Source organism: Serratia sp. T13T92, assembly GCF_047530105.1.
GTDB classification, from domain to species: domain Bacteria; phylum Pseudomonadota; class Gammaproteobacteria; order Enterobacterales; family Enterobacteriaceae; genus Chania; species Chania fonticola.
Map to the genome: position 1 here is coordinate 707,746 of NZ_JBLJAK010000001.1, position 25,751 is coordinate 733,496.

Genomic DNA, 25,751 nt, shown 5'->3' on the forward strand with positions numbered 1-25,751 from the left:
TTGTTGTTTAGTGAGGTGTTACCCCATTTTTGCCGCGATCTGGGCATTGAAAGGTCGACGACGCAAGAACTGCCCGTATCCCTGCCGCCCGGTAAACTCGCCATTACGAGCCACGATTTCACCCCGGCACATCGTCAGCACCGGCGCGCCTTGGCACTGAAAACCTTCATAAGGGGAATAGTCCGCATTGTCATGAAGCCGAGCGTGGCTGATAACCGTGGATTGGCGCGGATCAAAGATCACCACGTCGGCATCTGCGCCGGGGTTTAGATTGCCTTTACGCGGCCACAAGCCGAACAACCGCGCCGGGTTGCTGCTGGTGAGCGCCACAAAGCGTGAAGGGGAAATCCGCCCGCTCATCACCCCATGAGAGAACAGCAGCATCATGCGATTCTCGACCCCAGGCAGGCCGTTCGGGCAACGGGTAAAATCTCCTGCCGCCATTGCCTGCCGTTGGTGATAAGGGAAAGTGCAGTGGTCGGTGGCGACGGTATCGATAGAACCGTCGGCAATGCCTACCCACAGACGATCCAACTCCCGCTGGTCACGCAGCGGTGGGCTGAGGATGTATTTCGCCCCATCTTCACGCAGGTAACATTGTTCATTGAGCAGCAGATACTGCGGGCAGGTTTCTACCCACACTGGTTGGCGCTGTTGGCGTGCCAGACGCAAATAATCCAGCCCCAGACCATTAGATAAATGGACGATGTACAGCGGCGCGTTGTCTGCCAGATGGGCTAGATTGATCATCCGGCCAATCGCTTCCGCCTCGCATTCCAACGGTCGGCTTAATGCGTGGTGGATCGGAGCTGTTTTACCCGCAGCCACCAGCGCAGCACGGCGCAAGGCGATCGCGGCATCGTTTTCCGGGTGGACGGTGGTCAATGCCCCAACCTGCCGCAGTTGCCCCAAGGCACGTAACACGTCGGTATCATTAATCTTGTAGAGGTAGGTAAGATACAGCTTAAAACTGCTGATCCCTTCGTCATGCACCATGCTGGCCATCTCTTCGAGAATGCCGTCGTCGATATGCTGGATCACGCCGTGAAAGCCGTAGTCGATCGCCGCATTGCCGGCCGCATACTGGTGGTAGACGTTGAGCTGATGATGGAGATTGCTGCCCGCCGGACCAAATCCCATATGATCGATAATGGTGGTGGTACCGCCGCAGGCCGCCGCGCGGGTGCCACTGAAAAAATCGTCGCAGCTGCGGGCGATGCCGACATCGATATTGAAATGGGTATGGACATCGATGCCACCGGGCATGACGTAACAGCCGGACGCATCGATAACTTCACACTGGCTATCGGCTTCGATCGCCGTGTCGCGCTGGCAGATCACCCCGTTTTCAATCAACAAATCCTGAGCGTACTGCCCGTCGCTATCAACCAGAATGCCGTTCTTAATCAACTGCTTCATTGCTAGGCACTCCATAAAAAAATCCGGCGGAGGGTGCCGGGTATATTGCTGTGTGATGCTTGCTGGGTGCTGGATAGGCCCCTCACCCTAACCCTCTCCCACAGGGAGAGGGAACCGATCGAGCTCGCGGATGTTTTAGCGTTCTTCCTGGAGAAGCAGAGGCTCGCCTACTACATCACCCTCGTTACAGATGAAATTTGCACATTTGAAAACCACTCGACACCAGCTCCCTCTCCCTGTGGAGACCGATCGAGTTCGCTGATTTCTATGTGTAATATCTTTCCTCTTGTACCCCACTTTCCGAAGCTGCACGGACCAACCACAGACTCCGGACAGCTCCCTCTCCCTGTGGGAGAGGGTTGGGGTGAGGGGTCGCTTATTTCTCCAACTCTTCCAGATAAGCCAAAGGCACGGCGGCATACATAGCCGCGCAAGTCACCAGATGGTCTTTCCAAGTTTTCTCGTTCGGCGCGTGGGCTTCAGGCTCTTTGCCCGGGCCAAAACCGATCACCGGAATACCGTGACGCCCCATGATAGAGACCCCGTTGGTAGAGAAGGTCCACTTATCCACCACCGGCTGTTTCTTGAACAAGCCCTGATAGGCCTTGCTCAGGGTTTTCACCGTGATGTGATCTTCTTCGACCTTCCAGGTTGGGAAGTAGCATTCGGTTGGATACACCAGACCGGTGTAGGACGGACGGCTATAGTCATACATCGACACGACCGCCTTGGCAGCCTGTACCGCTGGCAACGCACGGATCTCGTCCAACGCCCCTTCCCAGGTTTCGCCCCAGGTCAGGCGGCGGTCGATGGAGACCGCACAGCTGTCTGCTACCGCGCAGCGGCTAGGTGAAGTGAAGAAAATCTCTGAAACGGTCAGCGTGCCTTTGCCCAGGAAATCGTCATTGCCCAAGTTGCCGGACAGCTGTTGTAGTTCGTTGAGGATTGGGCCCATTTTGAAAATGGCGTTATCACCGCGCTCCGGTGCCGAGCCGTGGCAGCTGATGCCTTGCACATCCACGCGGATTTCCATACGGCCACGCTGGCCGCGGTAGATCTGGCAGTCGGTCGGTTCGGTGCTGATCACGAACTCTGGGCGGATGTTGGATTGCTCAATAATGTACTGCCAGCACAGGCCGTCGCAGTCTTCCTCCTGTACGGTGCCAGTCACCAGCAGCGTATACTGATCTTCCAGCCCCAGATCCTTGATGATTTTGCCCGCGTAAATCATGGAAGCCATGCCGCCTTCCTGATCCGATGCGCCACGGCCACCGATGATCTCGTCGTTTTCCATCCCCTGATACGGGTCAAAGGTCCAGTTCTTGATGTTGCCGATGCCGACGGTATCGATATGCGCATCCATCGCAATCAGGTGTGGGCCGTGGCCGATATAGCCCAGGATGTTGCCCATCGGGTCAATCTCAACCTTGTCGAACCCGACCTTCTCCATCTCTTTCTTGATACACAGCACCACCAGCTTTTCGTCACAGCTTTCACTCGGGATGGCGATCATGTCCCGCAGGAAGCGCGTCATCTCATCTTTGTATTGGTAGGCTTTCTCTAACACCAATTCGAAAGGAATTTGCTTTGCCATTGTATTTTTTTCTCCAATTTTTTATTACCCCTCGCTACTGCGAGAGGTTGAGTAATCTGACGGTTGTGGTTAAACCGGATGCTTCCCTTCCCACACCACTTCGCGATAGTGCTTCACGTCGGTATCGCCTTCGGAGCTGATCAACAGCACTACCGACTGGCTATCCAGACCGAGTTTTTGCATCAGTTGCGCACGTTGCGGGCTGTGATGCACCGCTGCCAGTACGCCCAACCCCACGGCACCGGACTCGCCGGAGATAATGCGCGGGTCGTTACCCAGCGGATTACCCAACACCCGCATCCCTAACGCCGCCACGCTGTCCTGGCAGGAAATAAATTGCGTGGCGCAGTTACGTAGCAGCGGCCAGCCCAAGGGGTTAGGCTCACCACAGGCCAGACCGGCCATGATGGTGGCCATATCGCCGCCCACGTTGACGATTTCCCCTTTTACCCCGGAGCGATAAACGCAATCGGCCAGCTCGGGTTCGACGATCACCGAATGCAGCTTATCCGCACCAAACACGTCGACCAGATAGCCCAGCACGCCCGCTGCCATCGCCCCGACACCGGCCTGTAACAGCACATGGGTTGGCCGCTCGATCTGCATCTGCCGCATCTGTTCGGCCGCTTCGTCTGCCAGCGTGGCGTACCCCTGCATGATCCAGGTTGGGATCTTGGTGTAGCCTTCCCAGGCGGTGTCCTGCACCACCTGCCAGCCACGTTCCTGAGCCGTTTTCATGGTCAGACGCACGGTATCGTCGTAGTTCATATCGGTGACGATGCACTCGGCACCCAGGTTGAGAATGTGATCCACCCTCTCCTGTGCCGAGCCTTTAGGCATATACACCACCGCATGCTGGCCCAGCTGTTGCGCCGCCCACGCGACACCCCTGCCATGGTTGCCGTCGGTGGTGGTGGCGAAGGTCATCTTCTCGGTCGCCATGGTTTTAAACTTTTCGAAAGAAAACGCATTAATATCAATCTGGTACTTTTCACACAGCAGCTGGGCAATGGCGTACGCACCGCCGAGCATCTTGAAGGCGTTTAAGCCAAAGCGTTTGGATTCGTCTTTGACCAGGATTTTCCGCACACCAAACAGCTGAGCGAGATCGTCCAACGCGCATAACGGCGTTGGCTGATAACCCGCGATCTTTTTATGAAACTCGCGCGCTTTCTGCGCTTGCGCCTTAGAGAACAGAGGGGAGGTTTCGCCGTTAAAATAACGGTTATCCTCTATCGCCACTTTCAATGAAAAAACCGACATAACCGCTACCTCTTCTGGTCGCATTAACTTTCACCGTGCAGGGACACCGCCCGGTATCCCTGACCAGGTAAATTTATTTAATGCGTTTTTCTGCTTCTTTCAGTAATTGATCCAACACCAGTCCCGGGTTGGAGAATTTGCGCGCCATGATCATCGCCGCGATGATATAAGGCTTCCAGCTGGCTTCCTTATAGGTGGCAATACGGTACTTCTCGAATACGCTGGCACAGACTTCCCCTTCACTGCAGGATACGTCGGTGATGTCCGCTGGCAGGCAGTGCATATAGAGCGCTTCACCGCCTTTGGTCAGCTTCATCATCTCTTCGGTGCAGTGCCAGTTTTTGTAGTAGGCGTTTTGCGCCAGGCACTGTTGCTCCAGCGCCTTGAGACCCGCGTGATCGTCGGCACGCAGTAGATCGGTACGCTGCTCCATAACCTTGTACGGCGCCCAGGATTTCGGATAAACGATATCCGCGCCCTGGAAGGCTTCGGCCATCGAGGTCACCTGCTGGAAGCTGCCACCGGAAGCGGCGGCGTTGTTCTTCGCCACTTCGATCACGTCTGGGATCAGGTCGTAACCTTCTGGATGGGCCAGCGTCACCTTCATGCCAAAGCGGGTCATCAGGCCAATGATGCCCTGCGGTACCGACAGCGGTTTGCCATAGCTGGGTGAATAAGCCCAGGTCATGGCGATCTTCTTGCCTTTCAGATTTTCCAGGCTGCCAAAGTGCTCCTGTAACCACGCCAGATCCGCCATCGCCTGCGTTGGGTGATCGATATCGCACTGCAAGTTGACCAATGCCGGACGCTGTGGCAGCACGCCCTTCTCGAACCCTTCATCCAGCGCGGCACCCACCTCACGCATGTAGGCGTTGCCTGCTCCCAGATACATGTCGTCACGGATACCGATGGCATCCGCGCAGAAGGAGATCATATTGGCCGTTTCACGTACCGTTTCCCCGTGAGCAATCTGCGATTTACCTTCATCCAGATCTTGCTGCGCCAACCCCAGCAGGTTGAGCGCCGAGGCATAAGAAAAACGGGTACGCGTGGAGTTATCACGGAAGATGGAGATGCCTAAGCCACTGTTGAAAATCTTGGTGGCAATGTTTTCTGAGCGCATGGTTTTCAGCGATTCCGCCAGCTTGAGCACCAGTTCCAGCTCGTCACGGCTCTGTTCCCACGTCAGTAAAAAGTCCTTTTGATGTAAATTGGACTTTAACGCGCTTATTTCCTTAATTAACTGGTTAACTGTTCTCATCTTAGCCCCTAAATAGAGAGTGTGGTGGTGATCCGTTAAAACAAGTGCCTAACCTCGGAATAACAAATACGCTTTTTTCAGCGTCTGGCTACAGGACAATCAATAAGCGTGCCAACAAGGGGAAAGTTAAGCTACGTAACATAAAACTGCGGATTATTATGATGGCGATCACATAAAATGGGGTTTTAGCGGCGGTTAAAGTGAAATTTTCAGTCAGGATATTGCTGGCAAGGGATAATTCCCTGCGGCGTGAATCTGCCATTTATAATTATCAGCCTTTCTCGCAACCCAAAATGATAGGAATTAGCGTACAGTATCATTTTGATAATAAAATGTGATGCTAACAGCAGAATCTCTATTCTCTGTGGGATTAGCTTGATGACTATCAAATTATATCTGGCCGTAGTGTATTATCGTTTCTTTTTCAATGACGATAACGGGAGACGCGTGATGATAGCACCGGCCACTGCCCAGTCGGCTCTTATGCAGATCCAACCGACAATTTTGCGCTTTACCAAGATGCTCTCCAGCGTGTTGCTGCTGGAGGTAGAGATTGTCGATGCCAACCTGGTACGCGTGGCAGGCACTGGCCCGTATGGCAAACAATTTGGCATCAAGCTTGGCAGCAACTCCTGGTTATTGAAATATGTGCTTGATACAAAAAACGAAAAAATAGTCACCCACTCCCGTTACGACCCGGTGTGCGAAGGCTGCACCAGCAAAGATGAGTGCCAGGAAAAGGCCTTCCTTGGCATTCCTATCCTGTTCCAGGATACCTGCATCGGCGTGATCAGCCTGGTGGCCTTCACCCTGGAACAGCAACAAAGGTTGCGGGATAACCTGCAAGAGTTCTCGGGCTACGTGCGCAATATCTCCAACGTTTTCGTTTCCAACTTATTGGAGACGCAAGGCGGCAGCGGTGGCTTAAATAAAGTGCTTTTCAGCCTGATTGAAAATATGGATCAGGGGGTGTTAATACTCAATGAAAAGAGCCAGGTTAAGTTTGCCAATATGATGGCCTTAAAGCAGCTCAATATGCCGCAGGAAAATATTATCGGCAAAACCTTTACTATTCGCGCCCTCACCTTCCAGCAAAATTACACCAGCGGACATCTGCAACATATTCTCTCCTTTGACGATAACCAAGAGATTATGATTGGCCAGCTGCATCAGGTTCAGGATCATCAATTATTTTTAATGGCCTTCCATCAGTCACATTCCTCATTTAACGAAACTCTAGTCCTGCAAGACCCGCGTATTGAGCAACTGGCGGGGGAAAGCAAACCGATGCGCCTGCTGAAAAATTTAATTACCCGTATTGCTCCCAGCCCTTCCAGCGTATTGGTGGTTGGCGAAAGCGGCACCGGCAAAGAAGTGGTGGCTCGAGCGATCCACCGCCTGAGCAACCGCAGCGATAAACCTTTTATCGCCATTAACTGCGCCGCCATTCCGGATCAACTGTTGGAGAGTGAACTGTTTGGTTACCTGAAGGGCGCATTTACCGGCGCCTCGGCCAATGGCAAGGTGGGGTTGATCCAGGCGGCCAATCAGGGGACGCTATTCCTGGATGAGATCGGTGATATGCCGTTAATGTTGCAGGCCAAGCTGCTGCGCACGGTGGAATCCCGTGAAGTGTTGCCCATCGGCTCCAGCAAGCCGATCCCGGTCGATATCCGCATTATCTCCGCCACCAACCAGAACCTGGAACAGTACATTGCCGAAGGCAAGTTCCGTGAAGACCTCTATTACCGCTTGAACGTTATCCCCATCACCCTGCCACCGCTGCGTGAGCGCGAAGGCGATATCGAACTGCTGGTGCACTACTTCCTCAGTTTGCACACCAAGCGGATCGGCATTATCTACCCCGGTATCTCGGCAGAGGTACTCGAGCTGCTACGCCGACACCGCTGGCCAGGCAACGTGCGCGAACTGAGTAATTTGATGGAGTATCTGGTTAACGTGGTGCCGAGCGGTGAAATCATCGATACCTATTTGCTGCCACCCAATCTGACCCGTGGGCAACATCTGGAAGCTCGCGCCAGCGTGCCTACGTATAAGGCCACAGAGAGTTGCGAAAACCACGATATGGCGGGCTTGGAGAGTATGGAGAAGCTGATGATTGAGGAGGCGCTGAGCCAGCATGCGAACAAGAAGGTGGTGGCGGAGAAGCTGGGGATTGGTATCGCGACGCTGTATCGCAAGATAAAGAAGTATGAGCTGTCTTCTCATTGAGGGGGGGAGATAGCTTGCGCAGGTTTACGGGGATAAACTACCTACACTTAGGAAAACCAAGGGAATATCATGAAAAAATTGTCGCCATTGTGGCTGGTCAGCCTGATGAGCGTGGCACCGCTGTATGCCGCTCAAGTCCCGACCGGCACTTCACTAGCCACCCAGCAAGTATTTCGCTACAACAATCACAGTGAACCCAGCACGCTAGACCCACAAAAAATAGAAGAAAATACCGCAGCCCAGGTGGCGCTGGATTTGTTTGAAGGGCTGGTATGGCTTGATGGTAACAGCAACGTGCAGCCCGCCCAGGCCGAAAGCTGGAAAATCAGTGCGGATGGCAAACGTGTGGTATTCACCCTGCGCGACAATTTACGTTGGTCCGATGGTTCGCCGTTAACGGCGGAGGATTTTGTTTTTGCCTGGCAGCGTGCCGTTGATCCTGCGACTGCCAGCCCATTTGCTGACTACTTAGCCTCTGCACATGTGGTGAATGCAGCGCAGATTGTGAGTGGAAAGATACCGCCGAATGAGTTGGGCGTTCGGGCGATAGATGCGCGCACCTTGCAGGTTGATTTAGAACAACCTACCCCGTGGTTTATCTCTATGTTGGCATGGCCAACCACCTTCCCCGTCCCTCATAAACTGGTGCAGCAATACGGTGAGAAATGGACCAACCCGGAACATATCGTCTCTAACGGTGCATTTGTGCTAGGCAACCGCGTGGTGAATGAGAAAATTGTCGCCAAGCCTAACCCACACTATTGGAACCGGGCCGCAACCGTGCTGACGCAGGTTGAATACTTGGTGGTCGATAATGCGGTTGCTGGCTACAACCGCTATCGTGCGGGGGATTTGGATCTCACCTGGGTACCGGCAGATCAAATCAAGGATATTCAAAAGAATCTGCCCGGCGAACTGCGGATTATCCCACGCTTAAACACCGAATATTATAATTTTAATACCACCAAACCGCCGTTTAACGATGTGAGAGTTCGCCGCGCCTTGTACCTTACGGTTGACCGCGATCTCATTGCACGTAAAGTGCTCGGGCTGCGTGAGCCAGCAAGCACCTTAACCCCACCGCAAGTTGCTGGCTTTAAACCACCGGTATTGGATGAGTTGAATCAACCGCTGGTCCAGCGCGCAGCAGCGGCGCAGGAACTATTGCGCCAGGCGGGATATGATAAACAGCACCCGCTTAAGTTTGAGCTGTTCTACAACAAATACGATTTGCACGAGAAAACCGCCATTGCACTCTCTTCGGAGTGGAAGAAAATGCTCGGAGCTCAAGTGACATTGCGTAATATGGAGTGGAAAACCTACCTGGATGCACGACGGGCCGGGAACTTTATGCTCTCCCGACAGTCTTGGGATGCCACCTATGATGAACCTTCGACGTTTTTGAATACCTTGCAATCCACCAATGTGGAAAACGTCGGGCACTGGCAGGATAGCGAGTACGACCGGTTATTGAAGCAGGCAGAAAACAGCCTAGATCCTGTGACTCGCGATGGATTATATTCGCAGGCCGAAGCAAGGATTAACCAGCAAGCACCAATTATTCCTATCTATTATCAACCGTTGATTAAGCTATTAAAGCCTTATGTGGGTGGGTTCCCTACGCATAACCCTCAGGATTATGTTTATAGCAAGGAGTTGTATATTGTTGCTCATTGAGGGGGGGGCAGGAGTAATGTGTTGGCGTAATAACAAATAAAAAATAGCAGGAAGATTCCAGAATGGTTCCTTTAACTCCCAGAGAAAGAGTTAGCCAACGCTCTTTCTCTTTACTAATTTTCCATCGTCAAGTGTCAGATAGTCTCTTTTGTCACCATGTGTAATCTCCACATGTTCATTAAAATCAACTGAATCAATAACCCCACAAAGATAATGCTAAAAAGTCTTATTGGCATTATGATAACAAATCACTCCCCCACTCACATGGAATTAAAAAAATCATCAGCGATGATGAATAACATCATGCACAGCACCGCCCAGACAGAATATTTCGGAGCGAGCTTCTGCCTTTAACTCCAAACCATATACTTACAACACACCCAAACTACTAAAATACTCTTGAAAGTTACTTTTTACGTTAAGTTCACCATTAGAGATTGCGGGGGTAACATAATGAGAGAAAACCTTCATATATAATGATGCTTTTTTTATGGCATCAAATCTATTGGTGACTATACTTGCAACCTGGTACAAGGTTTGTTGTCCCTTACCACTTTTATTGAAATAAAATCCTACATCATAGAAACATATAGGTATCTCGCTTAAGTCTCTATCGTCAAAAAGTCTGCATCCGATTGATACAACCGCAACAATATTATCTCTGGTTGAAAAAGGATACTCTGTTCTAGAGATAAACAAATCTTCACCAAAAAAATGATCTTTGATTAAAAACAACTCATCTTCTGATGTTATAGTTTTAAACGCAGAGGGGTCTACATCAAACATACTATTTTTCAATACAAACCAAGACGATGGAATATAAAAACCCGTTAATGGAGGATACTTATTGAATATATTTATGCGATTCATTGTGCTTCTGCCTCACTCAATCGGCACTAAATATTATACTGCGTAAGCAGTCGGGCTTACTCTCTGCATAACCAAATGTTAACTTAAAATTATTACTACCCCTAGGAGTTGAATATGATATTTCTTCTTCCAATGAACACCCCCTAGGTACATCAATAATATGATGTGCTGTATCTGGCGGACGCAGTAGGGCCTAACAGGGCAACGTCAAAGTGATATCCGACATTGCAGTTATTCGGGTGCAATAGAGAAATTTATTAATGTTACAAGGAATATAGATTAGCCGGAAAGATAGAAGCTAAACTTTCCGGTTTGATTTCAAAAATAAAAAACCATCAGGCATTTCTACCTAATTTATACGGTATATTATTTAACTCTGCATTTTTTTCTTCAAATTTTTCTCTGTACTCCCTAAGAGTTGAGTGATTAACAGAGCTATAACTATCTAACTCACTACTTGGCTTCCCATCATCTTCCCAGTAGCATACAGAGCAGACATCATATCCTCCCCGACTAGGTAAGGTTAGATAACCACAACAAGGGCATTCCTCTAAAACATCTTCATTACCTACAACAGTAAATGGTTCCTTATATAAACCCACAAGATATTTTTGTAAATATTCATTAGTAAAGCCTTTTAATTTCACATCAATGAAATAATTCAATAAACATTCTTGAATAGAGTCATCAAAAATATCCGAATACTCTATAGACTCACCGTCTTCATTAAGATACTCAGCAAAAAGAATATTATCAACATCTTCTTCTGAGCATTGTGCTATTTTAATTATAGCCAAGTGAGTTAACGCTAATTTCCTGCTTATTTTTTTCATTTGTAAATTACATCCGATTGTGATAGTCCTGTTTTACGCAATGCTTCATTAATAGCATCTGTAAAAGGGCTATCCTTAACAAGGTCAGGTTGTGCCTTGTAGAATGAAAGGATCTCTCTATCTTTCGCATGCCCAACAAGCACTCTATTAGAGCCCGGATCAAATTTTATTACTTGATTACCAATTTGCGCCTGTTTGAAATCAGGAGACAACTCTAATAAAAACTCCTCCATCTGTTGATGGTATTGCTTCATACTAATATCTCCAAACTCGCCTTGTTTCACAACATGCTTATTATAGTGCTCGCTTAGCTTACCCTTCTTCCAAATATTTTGCCCTTTCTTCCATTTAACACTACTGAAACATAAACCCAACGGGTCTATCCATGTGAAGGGGTTCAACGCATATGCATAAAGATTCATCCCTCCCGCCAACCCTATCGGGTCAGGCTGGGTGAAGCGCCCCATCGCCGGATCATAGTACCTGAACGTGTTGTAATGCAGTCCCGTTTCCCTGTCAAGGTATTGGCCCTGCAATTTCAGGTTCTGCGCTACTACCGCGTATTGCTTATTCTCCTCCTTGAGCACTTCTCCCCACAGGCTGGCATGCCCACGCCAGACTATCCTGCCAACTTCATCAGTAAGCTCTTCCGGCATCCCGTTCAGATGGTTATGGTAGTAATACACATCCACTGAATGGTGCGTCTTCTCTGTCTCCACATCTTTATAATGGAACGTGTCGATCCTCGCCAGCGGTTCATAGCTGAAGTTATTATAGGTATACAGGACGTTGTTTTTCGGTTTGTCACTGGTGTGCTCGCCACTGAGTACCATCCCATTCCAGTAGAAAGTCGTGGTTTCTGGTTCAGGGGCCGGGGTATTTTCTATAGCTCGGCGATACAGGACCTTGTGCGTCCGCCGTCCCAATGCGTCATAGCGATATTCCGCATGGGTAAGGTCAGGGTGATTATCGAACCGTACACCTACCAGGCGATGCTCACTGTTGTAATCGAAGTGCTGCCTTATCCGTTTGCGTTCGTTGATGCGCACAGCAAGGCGGCCAAAGGCATCATAGCGATAAGTATACCCCTCGAACTTCATGACCCGGTTATGAACCACCATCGGTGACGTACGATCCAGCAGGTTAGCCGCTGCGTCATACAGATAATCCGCAGAGTCATAGCCTTTCGCTTTACCGACGATCTGGCCTACCGGATCGTAGTGATATTGCTCATCCTCACGTGGCCCATACTGGAACGGCCGATCGCTATTCCCGTAATTAACAATCCGTTCAACCAGATTGTCGTGGGCATCATAGCCATAACGTTTATCGATAACCGGAGCAAAGACGGTGGCACGGGAACCCAGGCGAGTGATATTCGCCACAATACGACCACTGGCGTCATACTCCGTCTGCTGCTGGAGATCGCCCTGGGTACGACGAACCTCCCGGTGGAGTCGGTCACGATCGTACTCAGCTAGCACCCAGGTCTGGTCATCCTCAACCAGATTCGTTTGCTGCAAGTGTCCACTGCCGTAATAGAGATGACGAAGCGCGCGGCCATCCGGTAGCACCGTGCTTAACAAATTACCCAAAGGATCATAGTGATGCTGATACTGACCACCATGGTTCTTCTCGCCAGTTAGTTGCCCATGATTGTCGTAGCTAAACACCAGCGAATCCATGGCATCAGGTTCACGCTGTTCAGCAGCGGCCTGCGCCCATTCGGCCCGGGTAAAACGAGTGATCGTGATCCCCAACTTTTCGTAACGGTATTCTATACGACTGTCATGGGTCATCTTGACGCGTAACCGACCAATAGCATCGCGTTCAAAGTGAGTAAAGATAGGCGAAAACTGTAACGCAACCGCTTCACTGTCCGGGAAATGTGCCAGCGCAACCAACTCGCTTAACGCGTTATACTGGTATTGCTTGCATTGACCGCTCAAATCATATTCGGCCGTTAAGCGGTGCAGCGCATCATACTCAAACCGATATGCCTCCCCCTTTTCATTCGACAAACGGATCAGTCGACCTAGAGTATCGTACTGGAAACGTATACTCTGCTGTTTGGGATCCCAACGTTCGGTGACCTGTCCACGACGGTTACGGGCAAAACGGGTGATATCCCCCGCCGGGCTGATGACTTTTTCCAATTGCCCTGAAGCGTCATACTCGAATTGAGGTTCGCGCCCATCGGGCAGTTTCTGCTTATCTAACAATCCCCCAGCGGTAAAGTGATACTGGGTTGCAGCCCCACTTGCGTCGGTAACACGCTGCAACCGTCCCCACTCGTCATAGTCCACACGCGTCATATAGCCGGAACAATCCGTTTGGCGGATCACCTGCCCGCGTGAGTTGTACACGTAGTGATTTTCGTTACCCTTGGCATCCACCAGACGGATCAGGTTACCCAAGTCATCGTAATCATAACGGGTGATCTGTTCGGCAGGATCAATGGTAGAGATCAGATCGCCACGTGCGCCATATTGGTAATACCAGGTGCCACCGTTAGGCAATATTCGCGAACGAGGGAAAGCAAAATCCTCATCCCACTCAGTGAAGAGTTTTTCATTTTCAGGGTTGATACTGGCAGTGAGGTTGCCACGGTCATCATATTCAAAACGATAAATACCGCCTTGCGGGTCCGTCGCGGAACGCAATTGTCGCTTTTCATTCCATTCAAACTGCCAGCAGTGACCATAAACATCGGTATACTCGGTGATCTGGTGCTGAACGTCCCAGCGCCGTATGCTTGTTCCGACTCCGGTTTGATTGACGCGCAAAGTCCGTTGCGGCAAATCATATTCCAGTTGATAGGCTTCCAGGCACTGCTCACCATCCATTAGCCAGTGCTCTGCAATATAACCCTGCTGTTCAGGGTCGCCCTCATCCCGCAGCTCGTCCGGTACAGTCAACCATTGCCAGCGGTATCTCGCCTGTAATCCGGTAACGAACTGGTGCATGATCATCAGATGATGTTCAACATCATAGGCGAAACGGCGGGTCACACGCCCATCCGCATCCAGAACTGTGACTAATTCTCCGGCATCATTGTAGCCATATTCCACCAGTACACGCTCATTATGCGCATCGCTCTGCTGGCAGACTTTATGTAATCGCTGCGGATGTTCTGGGTGGTAAAGGAGCTGAACCGATACCGCCTGCACCTCGTCATAAATATGCGTCAGTTGCCCATCTGGATTATAGCGATAGGTCAGGCTGTTCTCATGGCGATCGAGGGATTTTGCCAGTCGCAGCCGGTTGATATGATGAGGATCGGCTTCAAACAGTTGATAATCACCATCCGGAGTTTCGAGCAGGAAGATGTTATTGAGGCTACGGTACATCCGGAAGCCTTCATCAACATAATAGAAAGTACTACCCAGCGCCATGATCCCCAGCGGAAGATCACGCCCAGAATTGTCCGTATAGATCACTTCATCTTGACCCGGAAAACGGGTTGAAGCTTCAAGGCGCAATGATACGTCAAACGGCAGCGACCAGCCACGTCCCAAAATACTCGAGTTCGCATTACGGCTGTTATAAATGCGTTGCCAATACAGCGGATATTGCCCTTGTAGTACGAAGTCACGATCTTCTTCGCCGTACAAAACCTTGGCTCCAGTGGCCGCATTCACCGGGTTCGAGACAGCGGAGGCCGCCTGACCAAGCGCGCCACCCAAAGTACTGCTCACTCCAACGCCGATCGCCGATCCAATCGCCTCCGATGCGAGGGTACAACCTACTTTCTTAAGGCAATTGCGCAGCCCTCCACTGAGCAATGCACGTAATCCCCCGGCCAGCAGGCCCACCCCGGCAGAGCCAATAATCTGCCCTAAAAAATCTGCTATCGGGTTTTTACCGCTTCTGATGTCACGCACTACCACGCTACCGCCACCAATACGCACCCGTGGCGCACCGTGGGTATGTTGGATCACTGCGTCACAAGTACTACGGTCGCCATTGCGGCTGGCGGGTTGGCTGTTGATAAGAACTTTTTTCGACCCTTCCGCCAGATATAATGGCCCGCCAAAGGCATGCCATTTGGTGCATACAATCAGGTCTTGATCTTTGGGAGTTGCTGCAGGATCTTTGGCGGCGGCTACCGGGGCTACAATGCCATCCCAAACTCCCTCCCAAAACCCTTTTTTGGGTTCTCCATTATCGGGTGGGGTCAGCGCAGTGGGTTCCGCTTTATTCTCACTGAACAGGGACATGATCATGGAGCCCGCAGCCATTGCCATACCCGGTGGCGACAACATAAACGCTTTTTTCGCCACGCCTTCGGCGATCGCCAATGCTTTGTTTTTCGGTGGATTACTCCGTTCTTCCTCGATCAGAGCGTAAAGGCGTTCATGCGGAATGCTCCCTGCCGCACGGGCTGAGGGCAGGCTTTTGGTCTTCACATTTGGCGATCCGGTCGTAATGGTCGCATCCAGCGAGGTCCCCCCAAAAAATTCACCAATGCCGTCAGAAACGGCATCAATCGCCTCCCCCAAGACAAACCCACCGACAGCACCGGCAGCCAGCCCGACCGCCAGCGCAGCACCTCCCGTCGCCGCCGTCGCCGCCACTGCCGCCAAACCGATGGCGGTGTAAATAGCGCCTTTAACTACGCCACTAATCACATCGGCCAAAAGTGAAGTATGCGCTAATGTGTCATTTTGTTTTGCTGCCAGAAAGTCCCCAGCCATGATGCTATCCTTTGCAAATCAGTGAAGAACGAGGCTATCGATAATTCCCTGCCAATGGGCAAAATCAGCTTTAGAAAAAGCCCTGGGTTGTGAATAGGCCATCACCAATAGTCGGCCTTGCGCTTCGGTGAATAGCAGGCACTGGTACATCCGTTGCCCCTTCTGATCGAACTCACAGTGCGCCTGGTAGGACTGGCGTTGTTCGTCAGGACTGTCGACCGTGACCTTTTTCCGCTCATCCAGCAGAAAGTTTTTCATGGCGTGTTTCAATTGCGCCATCTGCTGGTCGTAATATCCCTCCAGCGATTGCCCTTCCATCAGACAGGCACGAGTAACCACTAAAGCAGACTGCAGTTCCTTGAATTTTATTATGTTAATGCTTTCATCTTCGAAGCCATTTGTCAGGCTAAAACAACCTTCCTGGATCTGATATTTCATTTTTCGTCCCTTTCAATGCTTATTATTTTTTAGGTGGTGAGAAAATGGCTTTAACGGCAGCTTTAATCGCACCTGCGTCAGGGCCAGCTTTAGTACCCGGCCCACCACCATCCATATTCAGATCCAGCACACCACCCGTCGTAAGCTGGCCATTGGCAGAACCGTAAAAATTAAAACTTTTACAAATCAAACTGATATTACCGCCAGTATCCAGTTCAATTACCGCATCACCACAGACCAATCGTATACCTGTCGCGGAAGAGAGCAGCAGAGGACCTTGTACCGCTTCCTCTCGCTTGCCTCCAATTATCGTGGTCTGATCCCCTTGTACTGCCACACTGTGATTGGCGCTAACCGTTAAGTTATGGTTCTGAATAACGGCAATAGTCTGATCCTTCACAACCGTTTCGGTATGATTAGCCATTACTGTTGTGCTTCTATCATTCAGTACTATCGTCTCCATATCCTTCTGAGCATGGAGATGTAGCCCCTCGCCCCCCTTGGCATCCTCGAACCGCAATTCGTTGAAGCCCTCGCCCTTATGGGTCTTGGAGCGGAACGCCATCTGGGTCTTGCTGGCAGGCAGCGATCCCGGCGGGATATTGTTGGCGTGATAGGTACGCCCGGTGACGATCGGTTGGTCCGGATCCCCATGCAGGAAATCCACCACCACTTCCTGGCCGATACGTGGGATGGCCAACATCCCCCAGCCCTGCCCGGCCCACGGTTGGGTCACGCGGATCCAACACGAGCTGTTGTCGTTGCTTTTACCGTAGCGGTCCCACAGGAATTGCAGGCGGATACGGCCGAACTCATCACAGTAGATTTCTTCCCCGGCTGGACCCACCACCATCGCGATCTGTGGGCCGTCCATGCTCGGTTTCGGCATCGGCGTCGGTCGCCAGGTCTGGGTGTGCGGCAGGAAGACGAACTGGTTGCTCAGCGTGGTGCCTTGCCCACCGGACTCCTGCTCCAGCGCCTGAGGCTGACTACCGCTGTGCTGAATGCTCAGCAGTTGCCACTGGTGGTTCAAATCGCTACGCGGGTGGCTGGTCAGCGTAAACAGCAGCCCAGGCTGCAGGGTAAAGTCGTTACTCTGCCCTTGCCCCAGGTTGGCATCGTTGCGCAGGGCTTCCAGGCGGTAATGGGTAAAGGCCTTGCCGTGCTGTTCGTCTTTGAAACGCCCAGGGAAATCGAAGTGTTCGTAGTCTGGCCGCTGGTTTTGCAGTTCGCTGGCCTGCTCATTAAAGGCCGCCGACCACTGCGGGTTTTTAAAGGTGTAATCCTTCAGTTCCACCACGGCGGTACGCACCTGTGCGCTACGGGTGAAGGTGGTGACACACAGCTCTAGCGCCTGAGAGGCTACGCCTGGGTTATACGGCAGCACAGCGCCCTGCGGCAAGGTGCCCACGTCATCGGTGTACACCACGATGTTTTTGCCTTCGGGGTATTCGAAGTAGTAGAACATCCCCTCTTCGGCGGCCAGCCGCTGGATGAAGTCAAAATCCGATTCCTGATACTGCACGCAGAACTCACGGGCCGGGTGGGGATTGCGCAAGCCAAAGGCAAAATCGGTGATGCCGTTCTCTTTCAGCAAGGTGGTAATGATGCTTTCGATGCTCTGCTGCTGAAAGATACGCGAGTTGCGCCGCAGCGTGGTTCGCCACAGTGCCGGGCGGATCACCATGCTATAACGAGTCTGATGCAGGCCGGTATCGCCCTGTTCAAAACTCGCCACCATGCCGGTGATGCTGCGTTGCACTACCCCTTCACGCTTGATCACCAGCGTCGCATCTTCATCCAGCACCGCGGCAAAGTCGATGGCCGGATCGGCACTGGCCAGGCCCACGTTCAGCACGAACGGTGAGGAGAGCATCTCGGTCAGGCTAAAATCCACCACCACAAAGGTCTGCGGAGGCAGGTTCGCCGTGGAGAGCGTAAACTGCAACCCACTCGGTTCCGCGCCGCCCAGCAGGGCACTGGCAGCAGAGGACGCCATCGCCGTGGCGCTGCCGCCGCTGGCAAAGTTCATCGGCTTTACGCCCGCAGATGAGGCCATGCCCGCGGCACTACCACTGCTGACAATGTTCATCGGTTTCACGCCCGCGGATGAGGCTATGCCTGCAGCGCTCCCCCCGCTGACAATGTTCTTCGGATTGATGCCTACGGATGAGGCTATCGAACCGGCCTTTTTGGCAATATCTGCCGCCTGCGATACCACCTTGCCCGCCTTGCCGCCTACAGCGCCAGCCGCGGCTCCCACCATATCCGCCACCTGATCGCCACTGACTGACGGCGTCTCCGTGGCCACAATGTTCTTCGGCTGCACACCCCCCTTGGGGGCGTTTTTCTTATCATCAGCAAACATATCTTTTCCTTCCTGGAGGTTAACGGGCAGGTGCTGCCTGCTGCGTGAGTTGGTGATAGCGACTGAGCAGTGCGTTCCAACGCTCGTCTATCTGCTTGAGCAGCACCGGTGAAGCCGGTTGTTGTTGTTCCACCGAAACCGCCAACTGCCGCAGCAACTCTTCAAGCGGCGTTTCACGGTTCAGTTCACTTTGCATCTGATAAACCTGCGTTTTCAGATAAGAAAGCGTCAGGCTGCCGCGCGTTTGTTCCTGTTCAAGCAACTTGTCCGACAGCGCCTGCAAGCGCTGCTGCACCTGGAAATAGCTGCTGTCGGCCCGCTCGCTGCCGAGCCGCGCCTGTAGCAGCCGTTGCCAACGTTGGCTTTGGGCAATCTGCTCCGGATCGGTCGGCCACAGCTGGTTGGCCAGCGCCACCGAGGCATCGGCGGTACGCAACCCGGCCAACGGAGAAAGGTTTTCCAGGGTGTTCAATTGCTGGCCGTAGCCGTCCAGGGTGGGTTGGGCTAGCCACAGCTGCGCCGAACCGTCCGGGGTGGCGGCCAGCCCCGCCAGTCGCTCCTGCATCGGTTTCACCTGCATCAGGTAAACCACACCAGCGACCACCAGGCTGCACAGCACACCGCCGCCAAAGCCCCAAGCCGTCGCCGCGCGTTTGGCCGCTTTAGGGATGACAGGTGATGGCGGTGCAAAACGCACTTCCACATTGGGCAGTGGTTGTTCTTTTGGCTGCGGCGCGGGTTCTTCGTACGCCGGAGGAGGTTCATTCGCGGCCGGTTTTGCCCCCGAGAACAGGGTGCGGACCGGCTCCGCGTCGGGCACCGAGAGATATACCATCGAGGGCATCTTCAGCGGTTGCGCTGGCGGCTGTTTGGCCGCTTCATGGGCGGCTTCCAGCCGTTTGGCGGTGTTCTGCATCAGATACAGCAGGTTTTCAATGCGTGGAACGCGCTTGAGCTCGACCTGCTGCAGTTTGTCGCACAGCAGTTGCAGCGCCCGCTCGGCGCGGTATACCAGGCGCAGGTCGTCAATGCCGAACTCGTGCTGGCGCAGTTGGCTACCGACGCGGGCGTTGAACCACTCCAATATTTCCGAGCGGGCCTGCGGCTGCTCTGGCCACAGCTGCTCCCATTGGCTGACTACCATGCCCGCCAACAGCTCGCAGCTTTCGGTAAACCCGGCCAGCCCGTGCCTTTGGGTACGCGCCAGGGCGTAGTACGCCGTGGTTTGCAGATCGACTCCGTTGGTACGGAACAGCGTCAACGCCAGGGACTCAATCAGCCGCCAGTTGACCTCTGGTCGCGCCGGGTGGTTGATCTTGTTGATCTCTTCACGAATGGCGCTGAATTCCGGCCAATGGCGCGGATCGCCGCCGGTTTGAATGATGATATTTTCTGAGGCTTCGCTCATGCGGACTCATCCTTAAAGCGTCTCTCTGCCAAGCGCGGCAGAGAGACGGAATAACAACGATTAATACAGCGTGTCTGGCAGGGTGAACTTGCTGAACAGACCGCCAGCGAACGGGTTGTCGGACTCATCCACATGGATGCGGTAGGTCATCTCGCCGCCGTCCACCTTGAAGCGGACATCGAACGAGTTGGTGCCGACGTTGGTCAACTCACCGGCGTTGATCAGCCGCAGCTGTGCCCAAGGGCCGCTGAAGGTGATGCTGCGCGGGGACTTGCCGTTTTCATCTGGAACCAGCGTTACCTTGCTTTCTACCCCGGCCCGCATGGAGTTAGGCCAAACCAGATGCACCATGTTGCTGCGGCCATGTGCGTAGTCCAGCAACTGCCCATCCAGGTTCAGCACGCTGCGGCGTTTGTTGCCGCTCAGCACCACCGGTTCGATGGCGAACTGGGTACCCAGGCCGTTTTGTGCCGAGAAGAAGGTTTCGCGGATCTTCTGTGCCTGTGCCAGCTGTTGCAGCACGTCTGGGCGGATTAACAGTTGCCCGTCGCTGCCGCTGCTCAGGTTGTTATCCACGAACGGCTTCAGGTTCTGCTGGTAGAAGCTATCCAGGGTGCCTTTCGGGCCGAAGAAGCGTTCAAACTCGCTCAGCGGCACGTCCTGCTGCGATTTAGGATCGAACGGATAACGGCCAGCCAGGTAGGTGTGATACTGCTTCACTACCGTCTCGTTCCACTCGACTTCCAACGATTGGATGGCTTCCATCATCACTACGCGCCAGGCTTGTTCGGCCAAATCCCCTACCCAGCGGTTCAGCGGTTCCGGCAGGTTTTTCGCCAACTGTTGAACCTCGAAGATCGGGTCGCTGCTGTTTTGATCCAGGCGTAGCTGTACCGCCTTCATGGCCGCTTTACCCGGGGCCGGTGAGTTTTGGATCGCCAGCAGGTAACGGTGCAGTTCGGTCAGCTTTTGGTAGACGCTTTGCAGCACGCTGCCTTTGTCACCGTTCTCCACCAGCACGCCGGTTTCCGGCGCGAACTCGCGGTTGACGCGGCCCAGCAGTTGATAATCGGATTTTTGCATCAGCTCCTGGCGTTCTTTACCCTGCAACGCGTCAGGCACCGCAGGCAGCCGGGTGTTATCACTCAGCGTCTGCAAGGCACGGCGGAAAGGCTGCTCGCCGCTGATCACCTGCTCGATGGCGCTGATCGCCTGCGGCAGATCTTCAAACTCACCGACCGACAGGTTATTCATCGCCGCACGCCAGGTGGCGGTATAGTCACCGATATACTGCTCGGTCACCTGCCGCTGGATCTCTTTGCGATCCGCCTCGCTATACTCGACGTTTTTGCTAAGATTCAGCACCCAGCTATCCATCACCGTCAGATCGACCAGTTGGTCATTCTGCTTGGTGAAGTAGTTCTGCAAACCGTTGCGCGTCAGGAACTGTGGCACCACCAGCAGGCGATCGTTGTTGGAGATAAAGATGTCGTCAAAGCTGGCACCGATCTGATCGCGCAGGTTCAGGGCCGGAGGCAGCGCTTCCTGTGCCTTGATGCGCAGGTTCTGGTACACCCGCTGATAAATCGACAGCTTGCTCAACTCGCGCTGTGCCAGCTGGATCGGCTGGCGATAAGGGATAAAGTTCTTGACGGCAATCTGATCGCCACTTTCCCGCGCGGCACGCCAATCGGTGTGCTTGAGCGCATAGTCCAGATGGCCCATCAACTGCTGTTGTAGTTCGCGCTGGCCGTTAAACTGCTGGCTCCAGCGATCGCCCATAAATTGTTCCACCAGCGCCACGTTGCGGCCACTGCCATCTTCCAGCATGCGCATCACGCGCAGGATCTCGAGTTTCTCTTCGCTACCTGGAGGCGCGGCATTCAACTGCTCCAACAGGCCACTCATCAATGCCGGAACAAAGCGCTGCTGCAACAGTTGCAGATAGGTGCTTTCCACATACGGGCCGATGTTGTTGCCTTGATACAGGCCCATGTCCGCCAACAGGCTGTTGCGCTCATGGTAGTTGCCATAAGCCAGCGTGGCGTCACGGATCGGGTTCAGCAACGGCAGCTGCAGGTTGCCATAGCGATCGTCACCCTTCGGCGTCGGGATGGAGAGGAATGTTTTAGCCTGGGCAAGAACCTCTTGTCCGGCACGGTAGTTGCTCTGATAGTAGTATTGCCAGCAACCCCACAGCGTCAGCGCCACCGCGGCGCCCACGCAGGAGAACACCATCAGGCGTTTTCTGGAGTTACGCAGCCACAAACCGTTTTCGCCCGCCAGATTCGGTTCCGCCAGCAACACCTGATTAAACAGCTCTTTGGTGAAGTACGGGGTCGTTTCGGCGACCGGCCAGGTTGGGAAGGCCTGCGGCGACAGGTGATACTGCACGGCGGCAGACTGGGTAAACACGTCATCCATCTGTCCACGCTGTTGGGCAGAAGTCAGGTAGATACCGCGCAGCAGTGGCTGTTGATGATCGCCGCTGTAGAGGATCCCCTCCAGCAGTTGCACCACATACTCTTGCAAGCCCTGCATCTGGCGGGTAAAGCTGAACAGCTGGCTACGTTGCCCGGCATCAACGCCGTTGAGCATCATGTCTGGCATCGCGCCATTCAGTTGGGCGATCCATTGCTGCCAGAACTGCTGCAACTCTTTGCGCCATACCTCCGGTTCGGCGGCATTCAGGCTGAATGTCACCCCCAGCACCGCTTCGCGCTGGGCCTTATCCAGCGTCTGGTACATCGCTTCAAACCCGTACAGCAGGTCCAGTTTGGTAAACACCACGTATAGCGGCAACTGGCTATGCAGCGCCTGGCGCACATCCTGCAAACGCTGATGGAGGCTGGCAATCATGTTTTCGCGCTGGGCCTTGTTCGCCGTCAGCAGTTGATGCAGATCGACGGTGAGGATCAGGCCGTTCAGCGGCTGGCGTTTACGGTGTTCAACCAGCCAGTTCAGCAGGCTTTGCCATAGGCGGCTATTGAGCGCCGCTTTGCCCACTATGGACAGCGTTGGCTGCTCGATCAGTTCACCTGCCGGATCGATCAGCACCGCCTGTTCACCCAGCCAGCAGCGCACGCGCAGCTCGCCGGCGTCTTCCACGCTGGTCAGTTCCGGGCTGGCGATTTCGGTCAGCTTGTAGCCTTCTTTGATCAGGGTGCTTTTGCCGCTGTTGCGGGTGCCAATAACCATGTACCAAGGCAGACGATAGAGATAAGCCGGGGTATTCAGCCGCCGTTGCAACTGCTGCTTCCAGACGCCCAGATACTGGTCCTGCTGTTCGATATCGGCCAGGATCGGATCGTCGACCTGCGTTTTGGCCTGCAGCTGCAGCTTTTCCAGTTGCTGTAAACGCCGCACCATTTTGAAGGTGAGCCAGCACACCGCCAGCAGCACGACCAATGCAGTCACCAACCAGCGGCTCAGCAAAGGTTCGAACGGTTGGTAATCCTTCAGCTTCCATTCCGGCCCGTAAATCCAGACCCAAATCAAGCCGATACAGGCCAACAGCGCCAGTACCACCGGCACCGAGGCTTTGATGCGCGGAATGGCCGGTCTGGCAAAATGAATAAATGAGGGCAATTTCATGCGTTAACGCTCCTGTTCCCTTCCCTGGCCATCACGGCTTGAGCTGCCGCTGCTTGTCTGTTAGCAAGGCGATCAACGCCGGTTCCCATTCGCTTAGCTGCACTTGCTGCCCCACCTGCAACAGGTTGTGGTAGTGCTGCTGTGCCAGCGCCGTCATCCCCGCTTTTTCCAGTAGCTGGGCGCTGAGCAATTGCAGGTAAAAACGGTCCCTGGGTTCGGATTGCTGCGATTGCCGATCGATCATCTGTAACGCGGCTTCCAGTCCTTGCTGTTGATAGCATTGCCAAATTTCATCCTGTTCAATAGTGTTACCTCCCCCTTTGGCACCCGTATCCTGCTGTAACCAGCTGGCAGATTCAGGGGAGAGGAATGGCGTCATATCGGTAAAGTAAAGGGTGGTTAACGCCGGCATCCGTTCGATAAAGGCGCTCAGTTCGTCGCGTATGGCCTGCGCAACTCCTGCGTATCCCAGCCGAATAGCGATCTGCGCCGAAAGCGCGTGGCCATCCAGCCAGTAAGGTGCCAGCGCCAGGCTCTGTTCTACCTGTTGCCACAGGGCCAGATCCGCAGTCGCAATGCGCCCCAGATAATCGGCCATGCGATCGACAGAAACGGCTGCCAGCGGCGTGCGCCCATCGGCCTGCGCTATCGGTGGCGCGGTCAAACTGCCCCACAGGGCATGGCGACGCAGGCGAAAACCAATGGCGGCTTCCGGGTGCAGTTCACACAGCAAATCCGCCATTTTCAGCAGCGTTTGCCGCCAGGCTTTATCGCTGGAGTTATCAATGCTCAGGCTGGGGCTGATCGTTCTGCTGGCAGTGGTTGATGTCGATGCCGAACCTGACTGAGGACGTTCTTCCTCCTCAACCACCGGTTCAACGGTGCGAGTAGGCAACCGCGCATAGCTGGTTCGCAGGCTATCCACCTCTTTCGCCAGGGCCGGTTCGTCGCTGTGCCAGACCTGGGCCAGATGTGCCAGCAAACCTTGCACATCCTGGCGTTGGGCATCCGTCGCCCGTTGGCTAAAGCTGCCGCTGGCGCTGTCAAAACGCTTGAGGATCTGCTGGGCAAAGCGGCGCTTATGCAGCGGGTTCAACGGCCAGGCGCTGGTCCAGAAGTTCTGCACGTAAGCGGTCAGCAAGGAGATCGCCAGCATCAGGTCGCTCGGTTCGCCCCCGTGCTGCAAGGTACGCAGCAGGTGCACCACCAAACGGAAGTCTTTGCTTTTTTGCGACAGCAGAGCCATCGCCTGCTGCTGAAGGTCATCAATATTCAGCGAGCTGTGGGTCAGCGAACCCACTTTGACCATCTGGCTGTCGATATGCTCCCATTGCGGATCGTCATCGGCCAACGCCTTGGCGGTCTGCTCGGGCGTCAGCGGTGTCAGCAATAATGCATGCCAGGGATGTTGTGACGTGCTATCCATAGTCCTCACCAGTGGCAGGCGTTACGCAGCGGTTTCAGCGCTGGCGTTAACTGCGAAATATTAAATGTCAGACGGGGTAACCCGCCGTTGGTACCGTCGATCGTCAGCGTCTGCGCCGACATCAACCGCTTGATCTCATCAATGCCGGCCAGGCCCCGGCTGGATTCCAGCAGATAGCCGTTCTCACGCAGGAACCACTGCACGTTAAACCGGTCGCTATCCGCCATTAGTGTCACCGCACCGTCTTTTTGCGGGCCGACCAAGGCGATCTGTAAACGGGTAATGTTGTCGATGCAGCTCAGCATCAGCACTGGCCGCGGTGGCGGCACACCTATCGCTGGCGTGGTCAGCACCACCTGCGGGTTGTTGCCCTGCCCTTCGCTTATCAGGAATGCCGTCGAGTGATCGCGGCGGCCTTTTTCCTGCGCCATAGCTCGCTGCCAGGCTGGCCCGGCCTGTACCTGACCAGGATTGTCGCCGCTGGCCGCTGACAACGCGTTGTCATAGCAGTCCAGACGCACCAGCGGCGAGCTTTCACTGCGGCAGTTCATCAGCAGCGCCAACTGATGCGCATCCCCTTCAGGCTGCGACAGCGAAAGACCGCTTAGCCACTCGGTGGCTGAATTGCTGCCGGAAAGCAGTAACGAACCGATCAATAACCACGTATTCAT

Annotated in this window: 15 protein-coding genes; 2 read left to right on the top strand and 13 right to left on the bottom strand. The window is 53.6% G+C overall.

The window, feature by feature from the left end:
* Positions 1-18 precede the first annotated feature (18 nt).
* The 4 genes from hydA to ygeW all read right to left on the bottom strand — a co-directional run bounded on the left by hydA (position 19) and on the right by ygeW (position 5,537).
* Positions 19-1,419: a dihydropyrimidinase gene (hydA, locus tag ACMV5I_RS03315; protein WP_414823671.1), complete on the bottom strand. Its 1,401-nt coding sequence runs from the start codon at positions 1,417-1,419 to the stop codon at positions 19-21.
* Positions 1,420-1,795: 376 nt separating this feature from the next.
* A complete protein-coding gene (locus ACMV5I_RS03320) occupies positions 1,796-3,013 on the bottom strand; it encodes a YgeY family selenium metabolism-linked hydrolase (protein WP_414823672.1) in 1,218 nt (405 codons plus the stop codon).
* A 69-nt stretch (positions 3,014-3,082) separates the two neighbouring features.
* Entirely contained in the window at positions 3,083-4,276 is a 1,194-nt protein-coding gene (gene dpaL / locus ACMV5I_RS03325; RefSeq protein ID WP_261142991.1) for a diaminopropionate ammonia-lyase, read from the bottom strand.
* 73 nt (positions 4,277-4,349) lie between these two features.
* Positions 4,350-5,537, bottom strand: a complete 1,188-nt coding sequence (ygeW, locus tag ACMV5I_RS03330) for a knotted carbamoyltransferase YgeW (RefSeq protein ID WP_024529727.1) — start codon at positions 5,535-5,537, stop codon at positions 4,350-4,352.
* A 483-nt stretch (positions 5,538-6,020) separates the two neighbouring features.
* Between ygeW and ACMV5I_RS03335 the strand changes: the two genes are divergently transcribed.
* Positions 6,021-7,769 carry a sigma-54 interaction domain-containing protein gene (locus ACMV5I_RS03335; protein WP_260513823.1) on the top strand — a complete coding sequence of 583 codons (1,749 nt, stop codon included), beginning with the start codon at positions 6,021-6,023 and terminating at the stop codon, positions 7,767-7,769.
* Positions 7,770-7,838: 69 nt separating this feature from the next.
* Complete coding sequence (locus tag ACMV5I_RS03340; RefSeq protein WP_414823673.1) at positions 7,839-9,446, top strand: ABC transporter substrate-binding protein; 1,608 nt, start codon at positions 7,839-7,841, stop codon at positions 9,444-9,446.
* 369 nt (positions 9,447-9,815) lie between these two features.
* Here ACMV5I_RS03340 and ACMV5I_RS03345 read toward each other — a convergent pair whose 3' ends face one another.
* The 9 genes from ACMV5I_RS03345 to vasI form a co-directional block, all read right to left on the bottom strand.
* Positions 9,816-10,316: a hypothetical protein gene (locus tag ACMV5I_RS03345; protein ID WP_414823674.1), complete on the bottom strand. Its 501-nt coding sequence runs from the start codon at positions 10,314-10,316 to the stop codon at positions 9,816-9,818.
* Between the two features lie 335 nt (positions 10,317-10,651).
* On the bottom strand, positions 10,652-11,149 hold the full coding sequence (locus ACMV5I_RS03350; RefSeq protein ID WP_121606520.1) for a CPCC family cysteine-rich protein: 498 nt from the start codon (positions 11,147-11,149) through the stop codon (positions 10,652-10,654).
* A complete protein-coding gene (locus ACMV5I_RS03355) occupies positions 11,146-15,846 on the bottom strand; it encodes an RHS repeat-associated core domain-containing protein (RefSeq protein ID WP_414823675.1) in 4,701 nt (1,566 codons plus the stop codon). The genes ACMV5I_RS03350 and ACMV5I_RS03355 overlap by 4 nt, the downstream gene beginning before the upstream one ends.
* Before the next feature lie 18 nt (positions 15,847-15,864).
* Complete coding sequence (locus ACMV5I_RS03360) at positions 15,865-16,284, bottom strand: DcrB-related protein (RefSeq protein WP_414823676.1); 420 nt, start codon at positions 16,282-16,284, stop codon at positions 15,865-15,867.
* A gap of 22 nt (positions 16,285-16,306) precedes the next feature.
* On the bottom strand, positions 16,307-18,283 hold the full coding sequence (locus ACMV5I_RS03365; protein WP_414823714.1) for a type VI secretion system tip protein VgrG: 1,977 nt from the start codon (positions 18,281-18,283) through the stop codon (positions 16,307-16,309).
* A 388-nt stretch (positions 18,284-18,671) separates the two neighbouring features.
* A complete protein-coding gene (locus ACMV5I_RS03370; RefSeq protein ID WP_414823677.1) occupies positions 18,672-20,060 on the bottom strand; it encodes a VasL domain-containing protein in 1,389 nt (462 codons plus the stop codon).
* 60 nt (positions 20,061-20,120) lie between these two features.
* A complete protein-coding gene (gene tssM / locus ACMV5I_RS03375) occupies positions 20,121-23,654 on the bottom strand; it encodes a type VI secretion system membrane subunit TssM (RefSeq protein WP_174334568.1) in 3,534 nt (1,177 codons plus the stop codon).
* A gap of 31 nt (positions 23,655-23,685) precedes the next feature.
* Entirely contained in the window at positions 23,686-25,080 is a 1,395-nt protein-coding gene (tssA, locus tag ACMV5I_RS03380) for a type VI secretion system protein TssA (RefSeq protein ID WP_414823678.1), read from the bottom strand.
* A gap of 5 nt (positions 25,081-25,085) precedes the next feature.
* Positions 25,086-25,751: a type VI secretion system-associated protein VasI gene (vasI, locus tag ACMV5I_RS03385; protein WP_261169281.1), complete on the bottom strand. Its 666-nt coding sequence runs from the start codon at positions 25,749-25,751 to the stop codon at positions 25,086-25,088.

Coding starts and splice junctions, on each gene's coding strand:
- ACMV5I_RS03320 (WP_414823672.1), bottom strand. CDS start 3,013: ATGGCAAAGCAAATTCCTTTCGAATTGGTGTTAGAGAAAGCCTACCAA.
- ACMV5I_RS03365 (WP_414823714.1), bottom strand. CDS start 18,283: ATGGCGTCCTCTGCTGCCAGTGCCCTGCTGGGCGGCGCGGAACCGAGT.
- ACMV5I_RS03350 (WP_121606520.1), bottom strand. CDS start 11,149: ATGAAAAAAATAAGCAGGAAATTAGCGTTAACTCACTTGGCTATAATT.
- tssA (WP_414823678.1), bottom strand. CDS start 25,080: ATGGATAGCACGTCACAACATCCCTGGCATGCATTATTGCTGACACCG.
- ACMV5I_RS03345 (WP_414823674.1), bottom strand. CDS start 10,316: ATGAATCGCATAAATATATTCAATAAGTATCCTCCATTAACGGGTTTT.
- dpaL (WP_261142991.1), bottom strand. CDS start 4,276: ATGTCGGTTTTTTCATTGAAAGTGGCGATAGAGGATAACCGTTATTTT.
- ACMV5I_RS03355 (WP_414823675.1), bottom strand. CDS start 15,846: ATGGCTGGGGACTTTCTGGCAGCAAAACAAAATGACACATTAGCGCAT.
- ACMV5I_RS03340 (WP_414823673.1), top strand. CDS start 7,839: ATGAAAAAATTGTCGCCATTGTGGCTGGTCAGCCTGATGAGCGTGGCA.
- vasI (WP_261169281.1), bottom strand. CDS start 25,751: ATGAATACGTGGTTATTGATCGGTTCGTTACTGCTTTCCGGCAGCAAT.
- ygeW (WP_024529727.1), bottom strand. CDS start 5,537: ATGAGAACAGTTAACCAGTTAATTAAGGAAATAAGCGCGTTAAAGTCC.
- ACMV5I_RS03370 (WP_414823677.1), bottom strand. CDS start 20,060: ATGAGCGAAGCCTCAGAAAATATCATCATTCAAACCGGCGGCGATCCG.
- ACMV5I_RS03360 (WP_414823676.1), bottom strand. CDS start 16,284: ATGAAATATCAGATCCAGGAAGGTTGTTTTAGCCTGACAAATGGCTTC.
- hydA (WP_414823671.1), bottom strand. CDS start 1,419: ATGAAGCAGTTGATTAAGAACGGCATTCTGGTTGATAGCGACGGGCAG.
- ACMV5I_RS03335 (WP_260513823.1), top strand. CDS start 6,021: ATGCAGATCCAACCGACAATTTTGCGCTTTACCAAGATGCTCTCCAGC.
- tssM (WP_174334568.1), bottom strand. CDS start 23,654: ATGAAATTGCCCTCATTTATTCATTTTGCCAGACCGGCCATTCCGCGC.